Annotated in this window: 16 protein-coding genes and 1 pseudogene; 6 read left to right on the top strand and 11 right to left on the bottom strand. The window is 68.3% G+C overall.

The window, feature by feature from the left end:
* Positions 1-13: 13 nt before the first annotated feature.
* Entirely contained in the window at positions 14-2,338 is a 2,325-nt protein-coding gene (locus PSPA7_RS20205; protein WP_012076701.1) for an LTA synthase family protein, read from the bottom strand.
* Between the two features lie 251 nt (positions 2,339-2,589).
* Here PSPA7_RS20205 and PSPA7_RS20200 point away from each other — a divergent pair, with 251 nt between their 5' ends.
* Entirely contained in the window at positions 2,590-3,429 is an 840-nt protein-coding gene (locus PSPA7_RS20200; protein WP_012076700.1) for a CvfB family protein, read from the top strand.
* Between the two features lie 12 nt (positions 3,430-3,441).
* On the opposite strand, the gene PSPA7_RS20195 is transcribed toward PSPA7_RS20200, so the two are convergent.
* From PSPA7_RS20195 to yfiR, 5 genes are all read right to left on the bottom strand, one after another.
* Entirely contained in the window at positions 3,442-3,816 is a 375-nt protein-coding gene (locus PSPA7_RS20195; protein ID WP_012076699.1) for a hypothetical protein, read from the bottom strand.
* A 110-nt stretch (positions 3,817-3,926) separates the two neighbouring features.
* Positions 3,927-4,481: a hypothetical protein gene (locus PSPA7_RS20190; protein ID WP_012076698.1), complete on the bottom strand. Its 555-nt coding sequence runs from the start codon at positions 4,479-4,481 to the stop codon at positions 3,927-3,929.
* A gap of 273 nt (positions 4,482-4,754) precedes the next feature.
* Positions 4,755-5,264, bottom strand: a complete 510-nt coding sequence (yfiB, locus tag PSPA7_RS20185; protein ID WP_041025384.1) for an outer membrane lipoprotein YfiB — start codon at positions 5,262-5,264, stop codon at positions 4,755-4,757.
* The gene (tpbB, locus tag PSPA7_RS20180) at positions 5,236-6,540 is read right to left on the bottom strand and encodes a small colony variant regulatory network diguanylate cyclase TpbB (RefSeq protein ID WP_003157840.1); all 1,305 of its coding nucleotides are present in this window, start codon (positions 6,538-6,540) and stop codon (positions 5,236-5,238) included. Before tpbB ends, yfiB begins: the two co-directional genes overlap by 29 nt.
* On the bottom strand, positions 6,540-7,118 hold the full coding sequence (gene yfiR, locus PSPA7_RS20175) for a regulatory sequestration protein YfiR (RefSeq protein WP_003157839.1): 579 nt from the start codon (positions 7,116-7,118) through the stop codon (positions 6,540-6,542). The genes tpbB and yfiR overlap by 1 nt, the downstream gene beginning before the upstream one ends.
* Positions 7,119-7,328: 210 nt before the next feature.
* Here yfiR and def point away from each other — a divergent pair, with 210 nt between their 5' ends.
* Complete coding sequence (gene def / locus PSPA7_RS20170) at positions 7,329-7,868, top strand: peptide deformylase (protein ID WP_003157838.1); 540 nt, start codon at positions 7,329-7,331, stop codon at positions 7,866-7,868.
* A 220-nt stretch (positions 7,869-8,088) separates the two neighbouring features.
* On the opposite strand, the gene PSPA7_RS20165 is transcribed toward def, so the two are convergent.
* Positions 8,089-8,409: a DUF2025 family protein gene (locus PSPA7_RS20165; RefSeq protein ID WP_003157837.1), complete on the bottom strand. Its 321-nt coding sequence runs from the start codon at positions 8,407-8,409 to the stop codon at positions 8,089-8,091.
* A 230-nt stretch (positions 8,410-8,639) separates the two neighbouring features.
* Here PSPA7_RS20165 and dgt point away from each other — a divergent pair, with 230 nt between their 5' ends.
* Together dgt and PSPA7_RS20155 are read left to right on the top strand one after the other, a co-directional pair.
* Positions 8,640-10,136: a dGTPase gene (dgt, locus tag PSPA7_RS20160; RefSeq protein WP_012076697.1), complete on the top strand. Its 1,497-nt coding sequence runs from the start codon at positions 8,640-8,642 to the stop codon at positions 10,134-10,136.
* Between the two features lie 13 nt (positions 10,137-10,149).
* A complete protein-coding gene (locus PSPA7_RS20155) occupies positions 10,150-10,902 on the top strand; it encodes an SIR2 family NAD-dependent protein deacylase (RefSeq protein ID WP_012076696.1) in 753 nt (250 codons plus the stop codon).
* Positions 10,903-10,905: 3 nt separating this feature from the next.
* On the opposite strand, the gene PSPA7_RS20150 is transcribed toward PSPA7_RS20155, so the two are convergent.
* Together PSPA7_RS20150 and PSPA7_RS20145 are read right to left on the bottom strand one after the other, a co-directional pair.
* Positions 10,906-11,493: a DUF4234 domain-containing protein gene (locus tag PSPA7_RS20150; protein WP_041025383.1), complete on the bottom strand. Its 588-nt coding sequence runs from the start codon at positions 11,491-11,493 to the stop codon at positions 10,906-10,908.
* 92 nt (positions 11,494-11,585) lie between these two features.
* Positions 11,586-12,575, bottom strand: coding sequence for an aldo/keto reductase (locus tag PSPA7_RS20145; protein WP_012076694.1), 990 nt, complete (start codon positions 12,573-12,575; stop codon positions 11,586-11,588).
* A 175-nt stretch (positions 12,576-12,750) separates the two neighbouring features.
* Between PSPA7_RS20145 and PSPA7_RS20140 the strand changes: the two genes are divergently transcribed.
* Positions 12,751-13,662: a LysR family transcriptional regulator gene (locus tag PSPA7_RS20140; protein ID WP_003152736.1), complete on the top strand. Its 912-nt coding sequence runs from the start codon at positions 12,751-12,753 to the stop codon at positions 13,660-13,662.
* A gap of 93 nt (positions 13,663-13,755) precedes the next feature.
* Here PSPA7_RS20140 and PSPA7_RS20135 read toward each other — a convergent pair whose 3' ends face one another.
* The gene (locus PSPA7_RS20135) at positions 13,756-14,169 is read right to left on the bottom strand and encodes a thiol-disulfide oxidoreductase DCC family protein (protein ID WP_003152737.1); all 414 of its coding nucleotides are present in this window, start codon (positions 14,167-14,169) and stop codon (positions 13,756-13,758) included.
* A gap of 298 nt (positions 14,170-14,467) precedes the next feature.
* Positions 14,468-14,613: pseudogene (locus tag PSPA7_RS32160) on the bottom strand (glyoxalase III HchA); the annotation flags it as partial.
* A gap of 142 nt (positions 14,614-14,755) precedes the next feature.
* Here PSPA7_RS32160 and PSPA7_RS20130 point away from each other — a divergent pair.
* Positions 14,756-15,604, top strand: coding sequence for a CAP domain-containing protein (locus PSPA7_RS20130; RefSeq protein ID WP_012076692.1), 849 nt, complete (start codon positions 14,756-14,758; stop codon positions 15,602-15,604).
* Positions 15,605-15,684 lie beyond the last annotated feature (80 nt).

Here is a 15,684-nt window from a genome sequence, read left to right as displayed (position 1 = left end):
GCGCGCGGCAAGGTCAGTGGGAGAGGATCAGGGCCTTCTGTTCGGGAATGACGGTGCGCTCGCGCGGGTTGTCCGCGCGTTCCGTTTCCTCCGCCTCGGGGCGGTTGGCGAACAGGCTCTTCAAGGTGCTCAGCAGCGGCCGATCCACGCTTTGCCCGGCGAGTTGGCCGCGGCTTTCCGGTGGCTCCGGATTGGCCACGGTGACCACGTGGAAATCGCTGATCTCGATGATCCCGCGCCCCTCGGCGAGCAGGTGGAAGGAAAAGGCCTTGCGCGCCTCGGGGTTGTCGAAGGCGAAGCTCAACTCCAGCGGCTTGCCCTTGAGCAGGCGCGGGAGCTCCGGCACCGGGATCGGCACGTCGCGCTCGAATTCCTTGGTCTTGAGCGTCACCCGGGCGCCGCTGCGGTCCATCTGCAGGGCGCGGATCTTCAGGTTGACCGTGGTCCGGCTGTTCTTCGGCATCTCCAGGTATTGCGCGCCGATCAGGTTGTCGGTCCAGTCGTTGTGGCTTTCCGGCTTCAGGCGGATACGCTCGCGGGTGGCGAACTGGAATTCCTGGCCCAGCGGGCTGCCCTGCTGCACGGAGTGGTCGAGGACCGCGGCGCGCTGGCTGACCAGGCGTGCCTGGCGACCGCCGAAGCGGCCAAGGAACTCGGCCTCGTCGGCGATGAAGCCCTCGCTGCGGTAGCGCCGGCAGGTCTGCTGGAAGTCGCACTCGACGAAGGTGTCCTTGCCGTCGTGGTGGCGCAGCAAACCGTTGGTGTAGGACATCATTTCGCGACCGCTGGCGTAGTCGCGGAACAGCGAACGTCCGGAAATCCCCGTCGGCACCCGGTAGCCGAAGTAGTCGAGCACCGAGGCGGTGAGGTCGACATGACCGTAGACGCCGCTCTTGATCGGCGGCAGCGCCGCCTGTTCCGGCGCCAGCACCAGATTGAAGCCCCAGGCCGAGGCGAGGCGCACATGGTCGACGCCATGGGACTCGTCGGACGTGAGGATCACCAGGGTGTCGCGCAGCACACCCTGTTTTTCCAGATCGGCGAGGAAGGCGTCGATCGCGTCGTCGAGATAGGCCACCGCGGCCTGCTTGGCGCTCGGGTAGCGCGCCAGGTAGTCGGCGGGGGCGGAGTAGGGCTGGTGGGTACCGACGGTGAGCAGGGTCAGCATCCAGGGTTTCTTCTGCTGGCGCAGTTGCTTCACGTAGGTCGCGGCGCCTTCGAAGAAGGCCTTGTCGTCCATGCCCCAGGGGAATTCCAGGTAGGACTTGTTGCGGAACCAGTCGCGCCCGAGGGTCTTGTCGAAGCCCATCTGCGGCATGACCTTGTCCTTGGCCATGAAGCGCAGGCCGGCACCCTGCAGGAAGTGCGTGCTGAATCCGTGCTGGCGCAGCTGGCTGGGCAGGCACTCCCTGGCCCGGGTCGGGTTGTTCAGCAGCTCGACGCCCTTCGGCGTGCCCGAGTCGAGCTTGCTGTAGTCGCCGCAGAGCATGGCGTAGAGGCCGCGGATGGTCTGGTGGCTGTGCAGCACGTAGTCCGGGGTGGTCATCGCCCGCTCGGCCCAGCCGCTCAACCTGGGCATCAGCGCTTCGTGGTAGCTGCTGTTGATGGCCGCGCGGTTGGCGGCGATGTAGGCGCCGGGAATCCCCTCCATGGCCACGATCAGGACGTTGCGCGCACGTCCGCCGCCAGCCAGCAGGGGGGCGCCGGAAAGATCGAGCTGGTTGAGGCCGGCGACGTCCGGCGGGGTCTCCGGGCGATCACCGGCGAGCCAGTCCTCGGCCGCCAGCTGGCCGCTGCTGAGCGCGCCGGCCAGCAGCTTGTGTGGCAGGTTGTACTGGTACCACTGGTCGGCGTCGCTCGGCCGCAGGTACTGCAGGCCGACATGGGCGGCGAGGAAGGCTGCCGGCAGGGCATAGGCGTAGCGCGGCAGGCGCGGACCGCGGCGACGCCAGAGCAGTACGCAGAGCAGCAGCGCGCCGCCGAGGCCGAGCGCCAGCGGGAGGTGGGCGAGGCCGCTGCCCTGGGTCGAGCTGCTGACGAACTGCGGATCGAGCAGGTACTTCAGGTCGGAGGGTTCCGGCATGCGCCCGACCGCGCCGACCAGCTCGACGGTACCGATCAGCAACAGGCACCACAGCGTCATCACCGGCAGCGCCAACCACAGCGAGCGGCGGTGCAGAAGCAACGCCAGCAGGCTGCCGAGGGCAAGGTCGGAGAGGTAGCCGGAGGGCGACGACCAGCCGAGCCAGTAGCGGGCCGCGAGGGGGACGGCCATGAACAGCGCGGTCAGCGCAAGAAGCGAGCCGCACGATGAAAGCCAACGGCTGAATGGGCGCACAGGAACTCCTGGTGAACGGAGGCGATCCTTTATAAGGATGTTCCAAAAAAGAATTAAAGATTAACGATTTTGAAACATCGTTGTGCTTGCTGCCAGTAGACAGTCGGCATTTGGGAAATTTCCGCGTGCTTCAGGATGTTTCGGCCTGAACGGTCGCGCGGACGATGAGCGGCGCCGGTGCCGTGGCAAAAACTTCAGCCCGGACCCGGCGCGGGCGGTAGAATGCCGCCCCTTCGACAGAAGGAGTCAGCATGGCGGTCATCGGGCGTTTCAATTCCCTGCAGGTGGTCAAGCACACCGAGTTCGGGCTGTACCTCGACGGTACCCAGCACGGCGAGATCCTCCTGCCCAGGCGCTATGTGCCGAAGGACCAGCCCAGCGAGGTGGGCGACTGGCTCAACGTATTCATCTACCTGGACAGCGACGATCGCCTGATCGCCACCACCCAGACGCCGAAGGTCCAGGTCGGCGGTTTCGCCAGCCTGAAAGTGGTGGAGATCAACCGGATCGGCCTGTTCCTCGACTGGGGCCTGCCCAAGGACCTGCTGCTGCCGCACTCGGAAGAGAAGCGGCCGCTGCAGGTCGGCGACTACTGCGTGGTCTACGTCTACCTGGACAAGCGCACCAACCGCATCACCGCCACCGCCCGCCTCGACCGCCAGCTGGACAACGTTCCGCCGCGCTACAGCGTCGGCCAGGCGGTCGACCTGCTGGTGGTGGAGCGGACCGAGATGGGCTTCAAGGCAATCATCGAGGGCAAGCACTGGGGCCTGATCCACAAGAACGAGGCGTTCCGCTTCCTCCGCAGCGGCATGCGCGAGCAGGGCTACATCAGGGAACTGCGCGCGGACGGCAAGATCGCCCTGAGCCTGCAGCCGGTCGGTGCCGAGGCTGCCGTGGAACTCAGCCAGCAGATCCTCGCCCGGCTGCTGGAAGCCGGCGGCAGCCTGCCGCTGAGCGACAAGAGTTCGCCGGAAGACATCCACCGGCTGTTTGGGGTCAGCAAGGGTACCTTCAAGAAGGCCATCGGCGGCCTCTACAAGAAAGGCCTGATCCTGATCCACCCGGAGCGCATCGAACTGCAGCGCTGAAGCCGCCGCCGCTCAGGGCTGCAGGAACGCGGCGAAGTCCAGCCCGGTGCCACCCGGACGGATATCGCGCAGGCGCCTACCGGCGTCGGCGCTCAGTTCCAGGCTCAGGGTCGGCCGGCGGGCGTTCTTGTCGCGCAGCTCCAGGCCTTCCTGCTGCTGGCGGAGAAAGCTGGTAGGCACCTTCAGGTGCTCCACGGCGTCGCCGGCCGGGCTCAGCAGCAACAGGTTGAGGAACTTGCCGGTCTTCAGCTGGCTCAGCGGGATATCGAACCACCAGGCATTCTTGCTCTTGTTGAAACGGGCGAGCAGGGTGTTGCCGGAGTCCAGCACGGACATGCCCAGGGCCTGGTTGAGCTGCGCGATGGCTGCGGCTTTATCGAGTTTCATGGAGTTTCCTGACGGGCCGCGCCGGCCGGGATGGCGGGCGGCTAGCCGGCTATTCTAGCAGCGACTGGCCAGGCCAGGGCCGGCCGCCGAGAAGGCGCAGGCCCCGACGCTCAGACCATCCGCCGGAACTGCCGCCAGCGCTGCTGCCAGCCCGTCAGCAGCGGCGAGGCGGCGCTGCCGGTGCCGGCGTCCTGCAGGCGTGGGTGATGGCTGACGACATTGGCCAGGATCGGTTCCTGGGCGCTTTTCACGTCGACGAAGAACAGGTGCTGGCCCTGCCGCAGGCGCTCCTCGAAGGGGCGGAAGGCACTGTTCGGCCGTTGCAGGCCGAAGAAGCTGCCCTCCCACAGGCAGAAGGCGCAGAGCACGGCGCCGAGGAACAGCACCGGGATCCAGCCGGCGGCGGTTTCGGTCCAGCCGCTGGCGTAGGCGGCGGCCACCGCGACGATGGCCAGGGCCAGGCCGATCAGCAGGCCGACGCGGCCGGAACGGACCACGTCCTTCTTCATGAATGGCGAGACTTCGTGCAGGTGGTGCCGGCCGGCTTCCGCATCCTCGTCGCTGAGGACGTGGATCTGCTCGGTGGCGATGCCGCTGGCTTCCAGTTCGGCTTCGAGCCGTTCCAGCTCGTCGAGGTTGTCGCTGATGTAGTAATGCCGCTTCATGGCATGCCTCCCATCGTCTGACGGCCTGTTCCGTGGGTGAACAGGCGAAGGTGGATACCCCCTGTCGGTGGACCCCGGGCGTCCGCAAGCGGCGGGTGGGGCGGGATCGTTCGTTGTTTATGCGGCATCCAGTCCGGCATTCCCGGCAACGACGGTCGGGACGCCAGGCCACTGGCGCCTTCCTTCAACATAGGCCGGAAGCGGAGTACCGGTGGTGCGGGGCGATGGACGGGCCGGGTACGGGTGGGCCGTACGCAGCTCGCGAGCGCAGGTCTACCCGGCGGGAACGATGATCGCGACGCGGCGGTTCTCGCTGCGTCCGGCGCGGGTCTTGTTGTCCGCCACCGGCCTGCTCATGCCCAGGCCGCGGACCTCGATGTTGGCCGCCGGCATGCCGGCCTCGCGGAACACCGCGGCCACCGACTCGGCGCGGCGCTCGGACAGCTTCAGGTTGTAGCCTTCGTCGCCGTAATTGTCGGTGTGCCCTTCCAGGCGGACCTTGTCGATGCCTACGTCGAGCAGGGCGCGGGCGATCTTCGTCAGGGTGGTGCGGCTGTCCGGATTGAGGCGATCGAGGTTGTTGCCGAACAGCACCTTGCTCGACATGCCGAACTCCCAGCCCTCGTCGCGGAGTTCGAAGCCCTGTTCCTGGAGCACGGCGATCTGCTCCGCGGTCAGGCCGGTCGTCTGCGGCGGCTTGGTCTGGCAGCCGGTCAGGCCGAGCAGCAGACCGAACAGGGCGAGGATGAGCAATCTACTTGGGTGGAACCTCTGGGGTAGCACGGTCTATCTCCTTTTCTTGTTGCAGGATGCGGGGGTCGTTGAGGTCCGCCAGGCGTCGGCTGCCTCGGGCCTGGCGCTTGGCGATGTACATCGCCATGTCGGCGTCGTGGAGCAGCGCCGCGGGGTTGTCCGCGTGATCGGGATAGAGAGCGATGCCGATGGTCAGCGAGGTGCTGACGGTGCTGCCGTCGGCCAGGCGGATTGGCGCCTGCATGCTGGCGATGATGTTGTCGGCGATGCGCAGGGCGTCGGAGCCGGAGGCCAGCGGCGCGAGCAGCACGGCGAATTCGTCGCCACCCAGGCGCGCCACCAGGTCGCTCTCGCGCAACTGGCCGCGGATGCGCATGGCGATGTTGACCAGCACGGTGTCGCCGGCTGCGTGGCCGAGACGGTCATTGATCTCCTTGAAGCGGTCGCTGTCGATGAACAGCACCGCCAGCTGTTCGCGATGCTGCATGGCGTCGCGCAGGGCGCGGCTCAGGCGGCCTTCGAAGAACGCGCGGTTGGGCAGGTTGGTCAGGCTGTCGTGATGGGCCAGGTGCGCCAGCGAGGCGTTCTCGTCCCGCAGGCGCGCCTGCCAGGATTCGAGCTCGTCGAGCAGGGCGTTGAAGTCCTCGCCCAGCTGGCTCAGCTCGGCGATGGCGGCCTCCGGCACGCGTTTCTCGAAGTCGCGCTCGCGGCGCACGGTATGCGCGACCCGGGCGAGTTGGTCGAGCGGTCCGACGATGCCGCGGACCAGGCGCCGCGACAGGTAGAAGGCGCCCAGCGCGGTGAGCAGCAGGCAGAGGATCATCCCGGCGAAGCCGGTGAGCAGGAAGCGCAGCAGGCTGCCGCCGGAACCCTTGACTTCCACCGAGCCGATCCTCTGCCCTTCGTGGAGGATCGGCTGCTCGGTCGGCGCGCTGAGCAGCCAGTGTGCCAGTTGCTGTTCCATGAGGTGCAGCGGCCCGGTGCTTTCCCGGTGCCAGCTGGCCAGGGTCCGGCCCTGCCTGTCGTAGACGATGGCGCTGGAGACCTCCTCGCTGGACGCGATGAGTGCCAGGGACTCCTCGGCGGCCTGGGCGTCGCCGAAGACCACCGCGGCCTCGACGGTATAGCTGATCGAGCGGGCGATCAGTTGCTGGTTGGGGTCGGCGTAGGCGCGCAGGGTCAGCAGCCCGACCAGGGTCACCGCCAGCCCGGCGGTGAACACGGCGACCAGTGCCACTCCCAGGTGTGCGCGATAGAGCACCCGGCGCAGGGAAGGATTGGAGCCCGTATAGCGACGACGATTCATCACGGGGTAGCCTGCCGCCTTGCCAGTTTCAGTACGCTCGGGTGGACGCGTACGCCGCTGCGGGCGATGGAGTCGAGGTTGGCCTCGAAGGTGATGCGCGGGCCGCCGACATTGAGGCAGAACATGCTGCCGACGCTGCACTCGCTGCCGCGTTCGCTGATCGACAGCACCGGATGCCCGGCCAGGCTGCGGAACACCTGCCGGCGTTCGCGTTCGTCGACCACCCCCAGGTAGATCACGTTGCACAGCGTGCCGAGTCCGGGGTTGTCCACCGCGCGGCGCTCCACCTGTACCCGGCGGCCATTGGCCTGGACCATGCCGCGAAGCATGCCGTCGGCATACTCGGTCGGGCCTACCACGCACAATTGCAGGACCGTGGGCTCCTTGGGCCAGCGCACGTAGCTGAAGATACCCAGTAGCACCTGGCTCACTGCATTGCTGCGCTGTTCCACCGAGACCCGCGTCTCCTCCGCCCACAGCTGGCCGCCGCACAGGCACAGGCCCGCCAGAACCAGCCAGGCGAGGGTGCGCCTGTACGGGTCGAGGGTCTGCGAGGCAGGCGATCCGAACGCAAGCAAAAAGGGATTCCTCCAGGGAAAAGGCACGGCGGCACAACTGGCCAGTGTAGCGTTATGTGCGGCGAATATTACCGGATGCGCGGGGAAAGAAACCGGCTCGGCGTCAATTCAATGGCGCAATCGAGGCGAAGGTGAAGGGCTTGGCGCCTTGTCCTGTCTGGTTTTCTGGCGGAGCATGTAGGAGGATTCTGATTTTATCTGGGGTGTGGAATGATCCGGGAAATCCTGAAGATGGGCGACGAGCGCTTGCTGCGCATCGCGCCGCCGGTACCCGCCGAGTCGTTCGGCAGCCAGGAGTTGCAGCGGCTGATCGACGACATGTTCGAAACCATGCGCCACGTCGGCGGCGTCGGCCTGGCCGCGCCGCAGATCGGCGTCGACCTGCAGCTGGTGATCTTCGGCTTCGAGCGCAGCGAGCGCTATCCGGACGCCCCGGCGGTACCGCCGACCATCCTGCTGAATCCGCGCATCACGGCGCTGGACGACGAGATTGAGGAAGGCTGGGAAGGCTGCCTGTCGGTGCCCGGCTTGCGCGGCATGGTCCCGCGCCACCGGCGCATCCGCTACCAGGGCGTCGATCCGCAGGGGAAACCCATCGACCGCAGCGTCGAGGGCTTCCATGCACGGGTGGTGCAACATGAGTGCGACCACCTGATCGGCCGCCTGTATCCCTCGCGGATCACCGACTTCGGCAAGTTCGGCTTCACCGAGGTACTGTTCCCCGGGCTGGATCCCGCCGCCGACGACTGAGCGCCCGTCGCTCCGGTTCATCCCTGTGCCGGCGCGCGCCGGGCAGGGCTCGCGGTGTGCTTTTCTTCACGCGCTTCGCCAGGCGCTTCTGCCGGGCGCTCCGCAGCGGCTTCCTGCGGATTTCCTTCTCCGCGTTCATTGCCTTGCTCATGGCGCCCCCTCCCGCGCAGCGCCCGCGCGACTGGCCGTTGACCAGCGGCGGGCGCCTTCAGCAGGGCGCTCAGCGCAACTGCCGCTGCGCGGTGATTTCCGGCAGGTCCTGGCGGCGCAGGTAGACCAGCAGCGGTTCGCCGATGTTCAGCCGTTCGTTGATGTTCTGTTCCAGCAGGATCTGCAGTTGCTCGCGACCCAGGCGCATGACGTCGTCGCGCACCGAGCTCCAGACGAATTCGCTGGTGGGCGTGATGCTGTCGTCGGGTACGTCCATGCCGAAGGAGTCTTCGCTGAAGCGCACGATGTAGCGGCCGGTCTTGCGGTTGAAACCGACGAAGCCCTTGAGGGCGTCGGCGGCCTGGCAAATGTCGGTGGATGAGATGCTCATGCGGAACCTCCCTGAACGTTCCTGTTTCCACGGGTGCACGCACTATCGGCGGCGCCCCCGTTCTGCGGCGGGGGTCGCTCGGGCCGAGCGGGGTATTCTGCCAGTTGCCGCGGCGCGTGGAAGATGGCGCACCGCGAACGGTAGTGGGACGGATTGTCGCGACCTTGGTTAAACCGCCGCCACGCGCTAGGCTCGGGGTTCGCAGTCGACAGAGTGGAGAACAGCGCCAGATGCCAGGGGCCGTGGATTTCAAGCAACGGATATCCCGTCAGCGTCCGCATGACCGGGAGTCGTTCGGACATGCCGGCGAGGACGATCTGCAGGAGATCGTCTACCAGCTGGAAAGCGACCGCGGGCGGATCATCAACTCCGCCGCGGTGCGCCGCCTGCAGCAGAAGACCCAGGTCTTCCCGCTGGAGCGCAATGCCGCGGTGCGCAGCCGCCTGACCCACTCGCTGGAAGTGCAGCAGACCGGGCGCTTCATTGTCCGCACGCTGTTCGCCCAGCTCGGCCCGGGCGCCGCCGAGGTCGGCCTGGACGGGCTCGAGGGCGCGCTGGAGAGCCTGGTGGAGATGGCCTGCCTGATGCATGACATCGGCAACCCGCCGTTCGGCCATTTCGGCGAGTTCGCCATCAACGACTGGTTCGAGCGCAACCTCGACGGCCTGTTCCAGCGGCGCGTACCGCCGGGCCAGGGCGATGCGCCGCTGCAGCAGCGCATGCTCACCGACCTCAAGCATTTCGAGGGCAACGCCCAGGCCATCCGCCTAGTGGTCAAGCTGCTGCGCCTGAACCTTACCTACACGCAGACCGCCGGCCTGCTCAAGTACGTGCGCCCGGCCCATGAGCCGAGGCCGGACAAGGCGGCGCCGAACCACTACCTGAACAAGAAGCCGGGCTTCTATCTGTCCGAGGAGGCCTTCGTCGGCGACTTGCGCCAGGCTCTCGGCATGCGCCCGGGCACGCGCCACCCGGTGGCCTACATCATGGAGGCGGCCGACGACATCTCCTACTGCCTGGCGGATATCGAAGACTCGGTGGAAAAGGGCATCCTCGGCATCGGCCAGCTGGCCGACCTGCTGGTGGACAAGTTCGCCGTCCACCAGTCGCCGGATGCGCCGGTACCTGGCGACCGCGAGGGCATGAGCTTCCGCCGGATGGTCGCCTATTCGCTGGAAAAGGCCGAGCAGGAGCCGATCAATAAGGTCAGCGAGTTCTTCATCCGCCTGCGGGTGAAGATGATCCATCCGCTGGTCCGGCATGCCGCCCGGCAGTTCATCGACAACCTCGAGGCGGTGCACGCCGGCACCCTCGGGCGGGCGCTGGTGGAGGACGGCAGCCTGCCGCATGCCATCGTCCAGACGTTCAAGGATGTGGCCATGGAACGGGTGTTCTGCCATCCGGAGGTGGAAACCCTGGAACTGCAGGGCTACCGGATCATCCAGGGCCTGCTGGATTTCTACGCGCCGCTGCTGCGCCTGCCGGCGGAGGATTTCCAGGCCCTCGCCGAGGGCCGCCAGGCGGCCACCCCGCACCCGCAACTGCTGGTGCGGCGGCTGCCGAGCCAGCAGATCAAGGCCTACCTGGAAGCCATGAAGAGCCTGGACGGCGCCGCGCCGCGGCAGCAGTGGGAGTTCTATTACCGCTGCCGCATGCTGCAGGATTTCGTCAGCGGCATGACCGACCAGCACGCCCAGGACGAATACCGCGCGTTGTCCGCGCTGTAGAGGAGGGACGCCGATGCGCCACGCCGCCGGGCTGCTCGCCGGGGCCCGCCGCCTGGTGGTCTTCACTGGCGCCGGGGTTTCCGCGGAAAGCGGGATACCCACGTTCCGCGACGCCCTCGACGGTCTCTGGGCGCGCTACGATCCGGCGGCCCTGGCCACGCCAGCCGCCTTCGCCGACGATCCGGCGCTGGTCTGGGGCTGGTACGAATGGCGGCGCCAGAAGGTGCTGCGCGCCCAGCCGAATCCGGCGCACCGGGCGATCGCCGCGCTCGCCGACCGGGTCGCCGATACCCGGCTGGTCACCCAGAACGTCGACGACCTGCACGAGCGCGCCGGCAGTCGCGAGGTCCTGCACCTGCACGGCAGCCTGCACGCGCCGCGCTGCGCCGGCTGCGCCATGGCCTACCGGGGGCCCCTGGCGGAAGCGGCGGAGCCGGAGGCGGGACGGCGGATCGAACCGCCGCGTTGCCGGGCCTGCGGTGGGCCGGTGCGTCCGGGGGTGGTCTGGTTCGGCGAGGCGCTGCCCGAGACAGCCCTGCGCGAGGCCTTCGCCGCCGCCGGCGAATGCGACCTGTTGCTCAGCGTCGGCACCTCCGGCATGGTGCAGCCGGCGGCGCGGATACCGGCGCTGGCGCTGGAGCGCGGTGCCAGCGTGGTGCATGTGAACCCGCAACCGGTGCGCACCGGCCATCCGCGCGAACGCTGCCTCGTCGGGACGGCCGGCGAGGTCCTGCCCGCCTTGCTGCGCCTGGCGTTTCCCGGCTGAGGCTCAGCCCTGGTCCAGGCCGAGGAGGATCACCGCGGAACCGGCCAGGATCAATAGCCAGTAGAGCGTGCCGAGGACGATGAACAGCAGGTTGTAGCCCGAATAGCCGGCGTTGCGCGCGCCCTGCGGGTCGCCGCTGGCGAGGTTGGCCTGGCGCTGGATGTTGCGTATCGGGATCAGCGGCGTGAGCAGCAGCAGGAGCGATGGCAGCGAGTAGGGCTGCAGCGCCGGGATGACGTCGGTGAGGTGACTGATCATGTTTGCCGCGACCGTCAGCAGCACCGCCCAGGTCGCCTCGTGATCCGGGCTCCACGGCGCCTGCCGTTCTCCCGGCAGGGCCCGGTGGATCCGCCGCGCCAGGGCGTGGAAGAAAAAGATGCCGAAGATCGCCCGCCACACCGGGCTGATCCGTTGCTCCATCTGCGGCTGCTGGGCCTTCCAGTGCTTGTACATCCAATACACCGCGTACAACCCCAGGGTGACGAGGAAAAGCACGCTCATCTTGCCCAGCGAGGTGACGAAGAAATGCGCCTGGGTCGCGGGGCGGTCCTCGACCAGAGGCGCTTGCGGAGTCTTGTAGACGTTTTCCATAACCTGTTCCGGTAGTCCGTGGAAGTCCGCCATTGTGCCTTCCGCCAGCGTGCCGGGCCAGCGGCCGGGGCGCCGCCACCCCGGCCGGATGCTCAGGCCTCGCGGCTGGGCGGCGCCATGAACTCGGGGCCGACCGGATCGTGGATGGTCTCGGCGAGGATCCGCTCGATGCGCGCCATGGCCTCGTCGTCCAGGCGCCAGCCGAAGGCGTCGGCGATGCCGTTCAACTGCTCCGGCTTGCGCGCCCCCCACAGCGCCACGGTCGGGCCGCGGTCGAGGATCCAGCGGATGGCCAGGGCCAGCACCGACTTGCCATAGCGCTCGCGAGCCAGTTCCTCCAGTTGCGCGACCGCCGCCAGGTACTGGCCGAAGCGCGGCTGGCGGAACTTCGGGTCGGACTTGCGCAGGTCGTCGCCGTCGAAACGGGTATCGGCGCTCATCCGCCCGGAGAGCAGGCCGCGGCATAGCGCGCCGTAGGCCAGCACGACCAGGCCGTGGCGCTCGGCATAGGGCAGCACGTCGGCGTCGATGGCGCGCTCGAACAGGTTGTAGGGCGGCTGCACGCTGGCCAGCGGGGCGAAGCGGCGGAAGCCGTCCATCTGCTCCGGCGAGTAGTTGCTCACGCCGATGGCGAGGATCTTGCCGTCGCGGCGCAGGCGCTCCAGTTCGCCAGCGGTTTCCTCGTGGGGCACCAGCGGGTCCGGCCAGTGGATCTGGTACAGGTCGATGCGGTCGGTGTTCAGGCGTCGCAGGGAGTCCTCGACCTCCTGGCGGATACGCGCGGCCGTGGCGTTGCGGTGGATGCCCGCGTCGTTCCACTGCAGCGCCGCCTTGGTGGCGATCACCGCCCTGTCGCGCAGGCCTTGCAGGGCCTTGCCGACGACCTCTTCGGAATGGCCGAAGCCATACACCGGCGCGGTGTCGATCAGGTTGATGCCGGATTCCACCGCGCGGCGGATGGTCCGCACCGAGGTCGCGTCGTCCGCGCCGCCCCACATCCAGCCGCCGATGGCCCAGGTGCCCAGGCCGACGCGCGAGACCGGCGTGTCGATGCCCGCGATGCGAATGGTTTCAACGCTCATGGAAGTTCTCCTGCTGGTCGGGAAAGGCTCGCCGGCAAGGCGCCGGCGCGAGTGGCCTGCGTGGCAGTCGACGAATCGGCCGTACGGGCCACCAGGGAACGATTACCCTAGCTCACTCGGGATTGAATGTGGCTCAATGCTGCATTGACCCCCGAGAACTGCCAGGAGCCCCGGAATGCCGGCCTTCACCCGTGCCGAACTCGCCGACCTGAATGTCTTCATGACTATCGTCCGGCGCCGCAGCTTCCGTCATTCGGCCCAGGAACTGGGGGTCAGCACCTCGGCGTTGAGCCACAGCATGCGCAACCTCGAGGCGCGGCTCGGGGTGAAACTGCTCAACCGCACCAGTCGCTCGGTGGTGCCCACCGATGCCGGCAGCGCGCTGGCGGCCAAGCTGGAGGATGGTTTCCAGGTGATCGGCGAGGCCCTCGGCGAACTCGACGCCTATCGCACCTCGCCGGTGGGCCGGCTGCGCCTGAACGTGCCGCGCGACGCCTCGCGGCTGCTGGTGGGGCCGGTGCTGAGGCGCTTCACCGAGGCCTATCCGGACCTGCAACTGGAGCTGTCGGTGGAGGACCGCATGGTCGACATCGTCGCCGATGGCTACGATGCCGGGATCCGCTACGGCGGGACGGTACCGCAGGACATGGTCGCGGTGCCGCTGACCGGGGAATTGCGCTGGGTGGTGGCCGCGGCGCCCGACTACCTGGCGCGGCACGGCGTGCCCGAGCGGCCGGACGACCTGCTGCGGCACGCCTGCATCCGCATGCGCCTGGGCGACAACTCGTTCTACAAGTGGGAACTGGGCGACGGCGAGCGGATGGTCGCGGTCGACGTGCCCGGCCCGCTCAGCGTCAACGAGAGCAACGCGGCGGTCGCCGCGGCGCTGGATGGTGTCGGCCTGGCCTATTGCCTGGAGGTGGGGATCGCCGAGGAACTGCGCAGCGACCGCCTGCGCCTGGTACTGCCGGAATGGACCTCGATGGGCGCGCCGTTCTGCCTCTATTATCCGAGCCGGCGCCAGCCGCAGCCGGGCTTGCGCCAGCTGATGGAAATGATCCGCGGCGACTGGCTGGGCCGCGCCTGAAAAGGAAAACCGCCCGTCGCGTGCTCACCTGGGCCCGGCAGCCACGCTCGGGCGGTGCGTGGCAGAGGGGAACATGGCCGCTGCGGCGAGGCGTCAGGCCCGGCGGGTCCGCCAGGAGCGTCGGCGCGGGGCCGGATGCTGGCGGCCGAACCAGTGCCAGCGGTTGCGCCGCAGCGCCTCGTGACATTCGTCGCGCAGCCAGGCCGGCAGCAGGCGCAGCCAGCGCAGATGGCGCCAGGGCCCCGGTAGCAGGCGCAGGACTTCCAGGAGGGCGTCGCTGTCGTCGCAGGCATAGGCGCCATCGATGAACAGCCAGGTGTCGAAATGCCCGGGTGCCAGGCCGAACCATTCGAGGATCGCCCGGCCCTCGGCGGACTGGGCGGCGCACAGTTTCAGGCGGGCGTCCGCGCGACGTGCCAGGAAGCTGCTCCAGAGGCCGCAGAAACGGCAGTGTTCGTCGTAGAGCACGAGCTTGTCGCCGGGCTGGAGGTACGGCGGCAGTGACATGAGGTTCTCCTCTGGTTCGGCTGTTCTTGCGAAGGCCTCGCACGGTAGCGGCCGGCTGCTGGAGCGGCTAGTGGGCGTGCTGTCAGAGTTTTCTTTCTGTGCAGTCATCGATTCGTCTTTCACCGCCCGGCGCCCGGCGATGGCCGATTCCTTTCCTGGAAGACGATGCTGCGCGCGGGTGGTTTAAGTTCGATGACGCCGGGACGAACGGCAGCGTTCCCCGGCGCGCGTGGCGGGGAACGCTGGGGGGCTCAGCGGGAGACCGCTTCGAGGAGGGGCTCGGCGGCCAGCTTGCCGACACCAGCCATGGCAGCGGGCCGGGCATGTAGCCGATCTCCAGGTTGCGCCGGTGTCCAGTGCGTCGGGGAACACGCAGATCTCGTAGCCCTTCAACGGCTGGTCCTCGGGTTTCCCGTCGACTGCCGGCGCCAGCAGGCAGGCCGGGGTCCGCGCGGTGATCGAGCGGCTGGTGGAGGCGTTCACCGACGCGCCGGCCTGAGCCTGCAACGCTGGCGGCGGATTCCGGTCGAATGCGGCGCGCCGCGGAATCGCGCATCATGGCGGCCACCAGACCGAGGAGATTTCCATGGCAATCCCAAGCATCCCGCCCTTGTCCGTACTCGCGCTCGGGCTGGCGCTGGCCACGGCCGCCAGCGCCGCCGACGAGGCGCAACTGGTCGAGGCGATCAACGCCTACCGTAGCCAGCCGCAGAGCTGTGCCGGACAGGCCAGCGGCGAGTTGCCGCCGTTGTCCGCCGACCCGCGCCTGGCGCTGCCGGTGAATGCTTCCGGCGACCTGCAGCAGGCCATGGCGCGGGCGTCCTACCCGATGGTCAACGTGCAGTCGATCAGCCTCTCCGGCCCGCGCGACGCCGGCGCGGCGATGAAGGCCCTGGAGGAAAGCTTCTGCCGCGTGGTGCTCGACCCGCAATTCGTCGACATTGGCGTCAGCCGCCAGGACCGCGACTGGCGCATCGTCCTGGCGCGGCCGCTGCTCAGCGGCGGCATGGGCGACTGGCAGGCGGAAGGGCAGAAGCTGCTGGAGCGGATCAACGTGGCCCGCGGGCAGGCGCGCCAGTGCGGCGGCAAGTCCTACGCCGCGGCGCCGCCGCTGGCTTGGAACGCCACCCTCGGCGGTGCCGCCGAGGCGCATGCGCGGGCGATGGCCAACGACAACTTCTTCGACCATCTCGACCGCGACGGCCGCACGCCTGGCGACCGTGCCGAACTGGCCGGCTACGGCGGCGGGCTGATCGGCGAGAACATCGCCGCCGGCCAGGATGGCGTGGCCAAGGTGGTCGACGGCTGGCTGGCCAGCCCCGGCCATTGCGCCAACCTGATGAACCCCGGCTACCGCGAGCTGGGCGCGGGCTATGCCACCGATCCGAAGAGCGACGCGGGTATCTACTGGACGGCCATGTTCGGTTCGCCGTAACGGCGTCGGCGGCGGGCACGCCGCGCGGCCCGGACGGGCGGCGAAAACGAAAGAACCCGGCGAGCGTTCGCCGGGTTCTT

This window comes from Pseudomonas paraeruginosa PA7 (assembly GCF_000017205.1).
Taxonomy (GTDB): domain Bacteria; phylum Pseudomonadota; class Gammaproteobacteria; order Pseudomonadales; family Pseudomonadaceae; genus Pseudomonas; species Pseudomonas paraeruginosa.
The sequence above is the reverse complement of the archived record's forward strand: the minus strand, read 5'-3'. Positions and strand labels throughout refer to the sequence as shown.

Bases quoted from the DNA above. Each gene is read 5' to 3' on its own strand.
- PSPA7_RS20200 (WP_012076700.1), top strand. From the start codon at position 2,590: ATGGCGGTCATCGGGCGTTTCAATTCCCTGCAGGTGGTCAAGCACACC.
- PSPA7_RS20195 (WP_012076699.1), bottom strand. From the start codon at position 3,816: ATGAAACTCGATAAAGCCGCAGCCATCGCGCAGCTCAACCAGGCCCTG.
- PSPA7_RS20190 (WP_012076698.1), bottom strand. From the start codon at position 4,481: ATGAAGCGGCATTACTACATCAGCGACAACCTCGACGAGCTGGAACGG.
- tpbB (WP_003157840.1), bottom strand. From the start codon at position 6,540: ATGAATCGTCGTCGCTATACGGGCTCCAATCCTTCCCTGCGCCGGGTG.
- def (WP_003157838.1), top strand. From the start codon at position 7,329: ATGATCCGGGAAATCCTGAAGATGGGCGACGAGCGCTTGCTGCGCATC.
- PSPA7_RS20165 (WP_003157837.1), bottom strand. From the start codon at position 8,409: ATGAGCATCTCATCCACCGACATTTGCCAGGCCGCCGACGCCCTCAAG.
- dgt (WP_012076697.1), top strand. From the start codon at position 8,640: ATGCCAGGGGCCGTGGATTTCAAGCAACGGATATCCCGTCAGCGTCCG.
- PSPA7_RS20155 (WP_012076696.1), top strand. From the start codon at position 10,150: ATGCGCCACGCCGCCGGGCTGCTCGCCGGGGCCCGCCGCCTGGTGGTC.
- PSPA7_RS20150 (WP_041025383.1), bottom strand. From the start codon at position 11,493: ATGGAAAACGTCTACAAGACTCCGCAAGCGCCTCTGGTCGAGGACCGC.
- PSPA7_RS20145 (WP_012076694.1), bottom strand. From the start codon at position 12,575: ATGAGCGTTGAAACCATTCGCATCGCGGGCATCGACACGCCGGTCTCG.
- PSPA7_RS20140 (WP_003152736.1), top strand. From the start codon at position 12,751: ATGCCGGCCTTCACCCGTGCCGAACTCGCCGACCTGAATGTCTTCATG.
- PSPA7_RS20135 (WP_003152737.1), bottom strand. From the start codon at position 14,169: ATGTCACTGCCGCCGTACCTCCAGCCCGGCGACAAGCTCGTGCTCTAC.
- PSPA7_RS20130 (WP_012076692.1), top strand. From the start codon at position 14,756: ATGGCAATCCCAAGCATCCCGCCCTTGTCCGTACTCGCGCTCGGGCTG.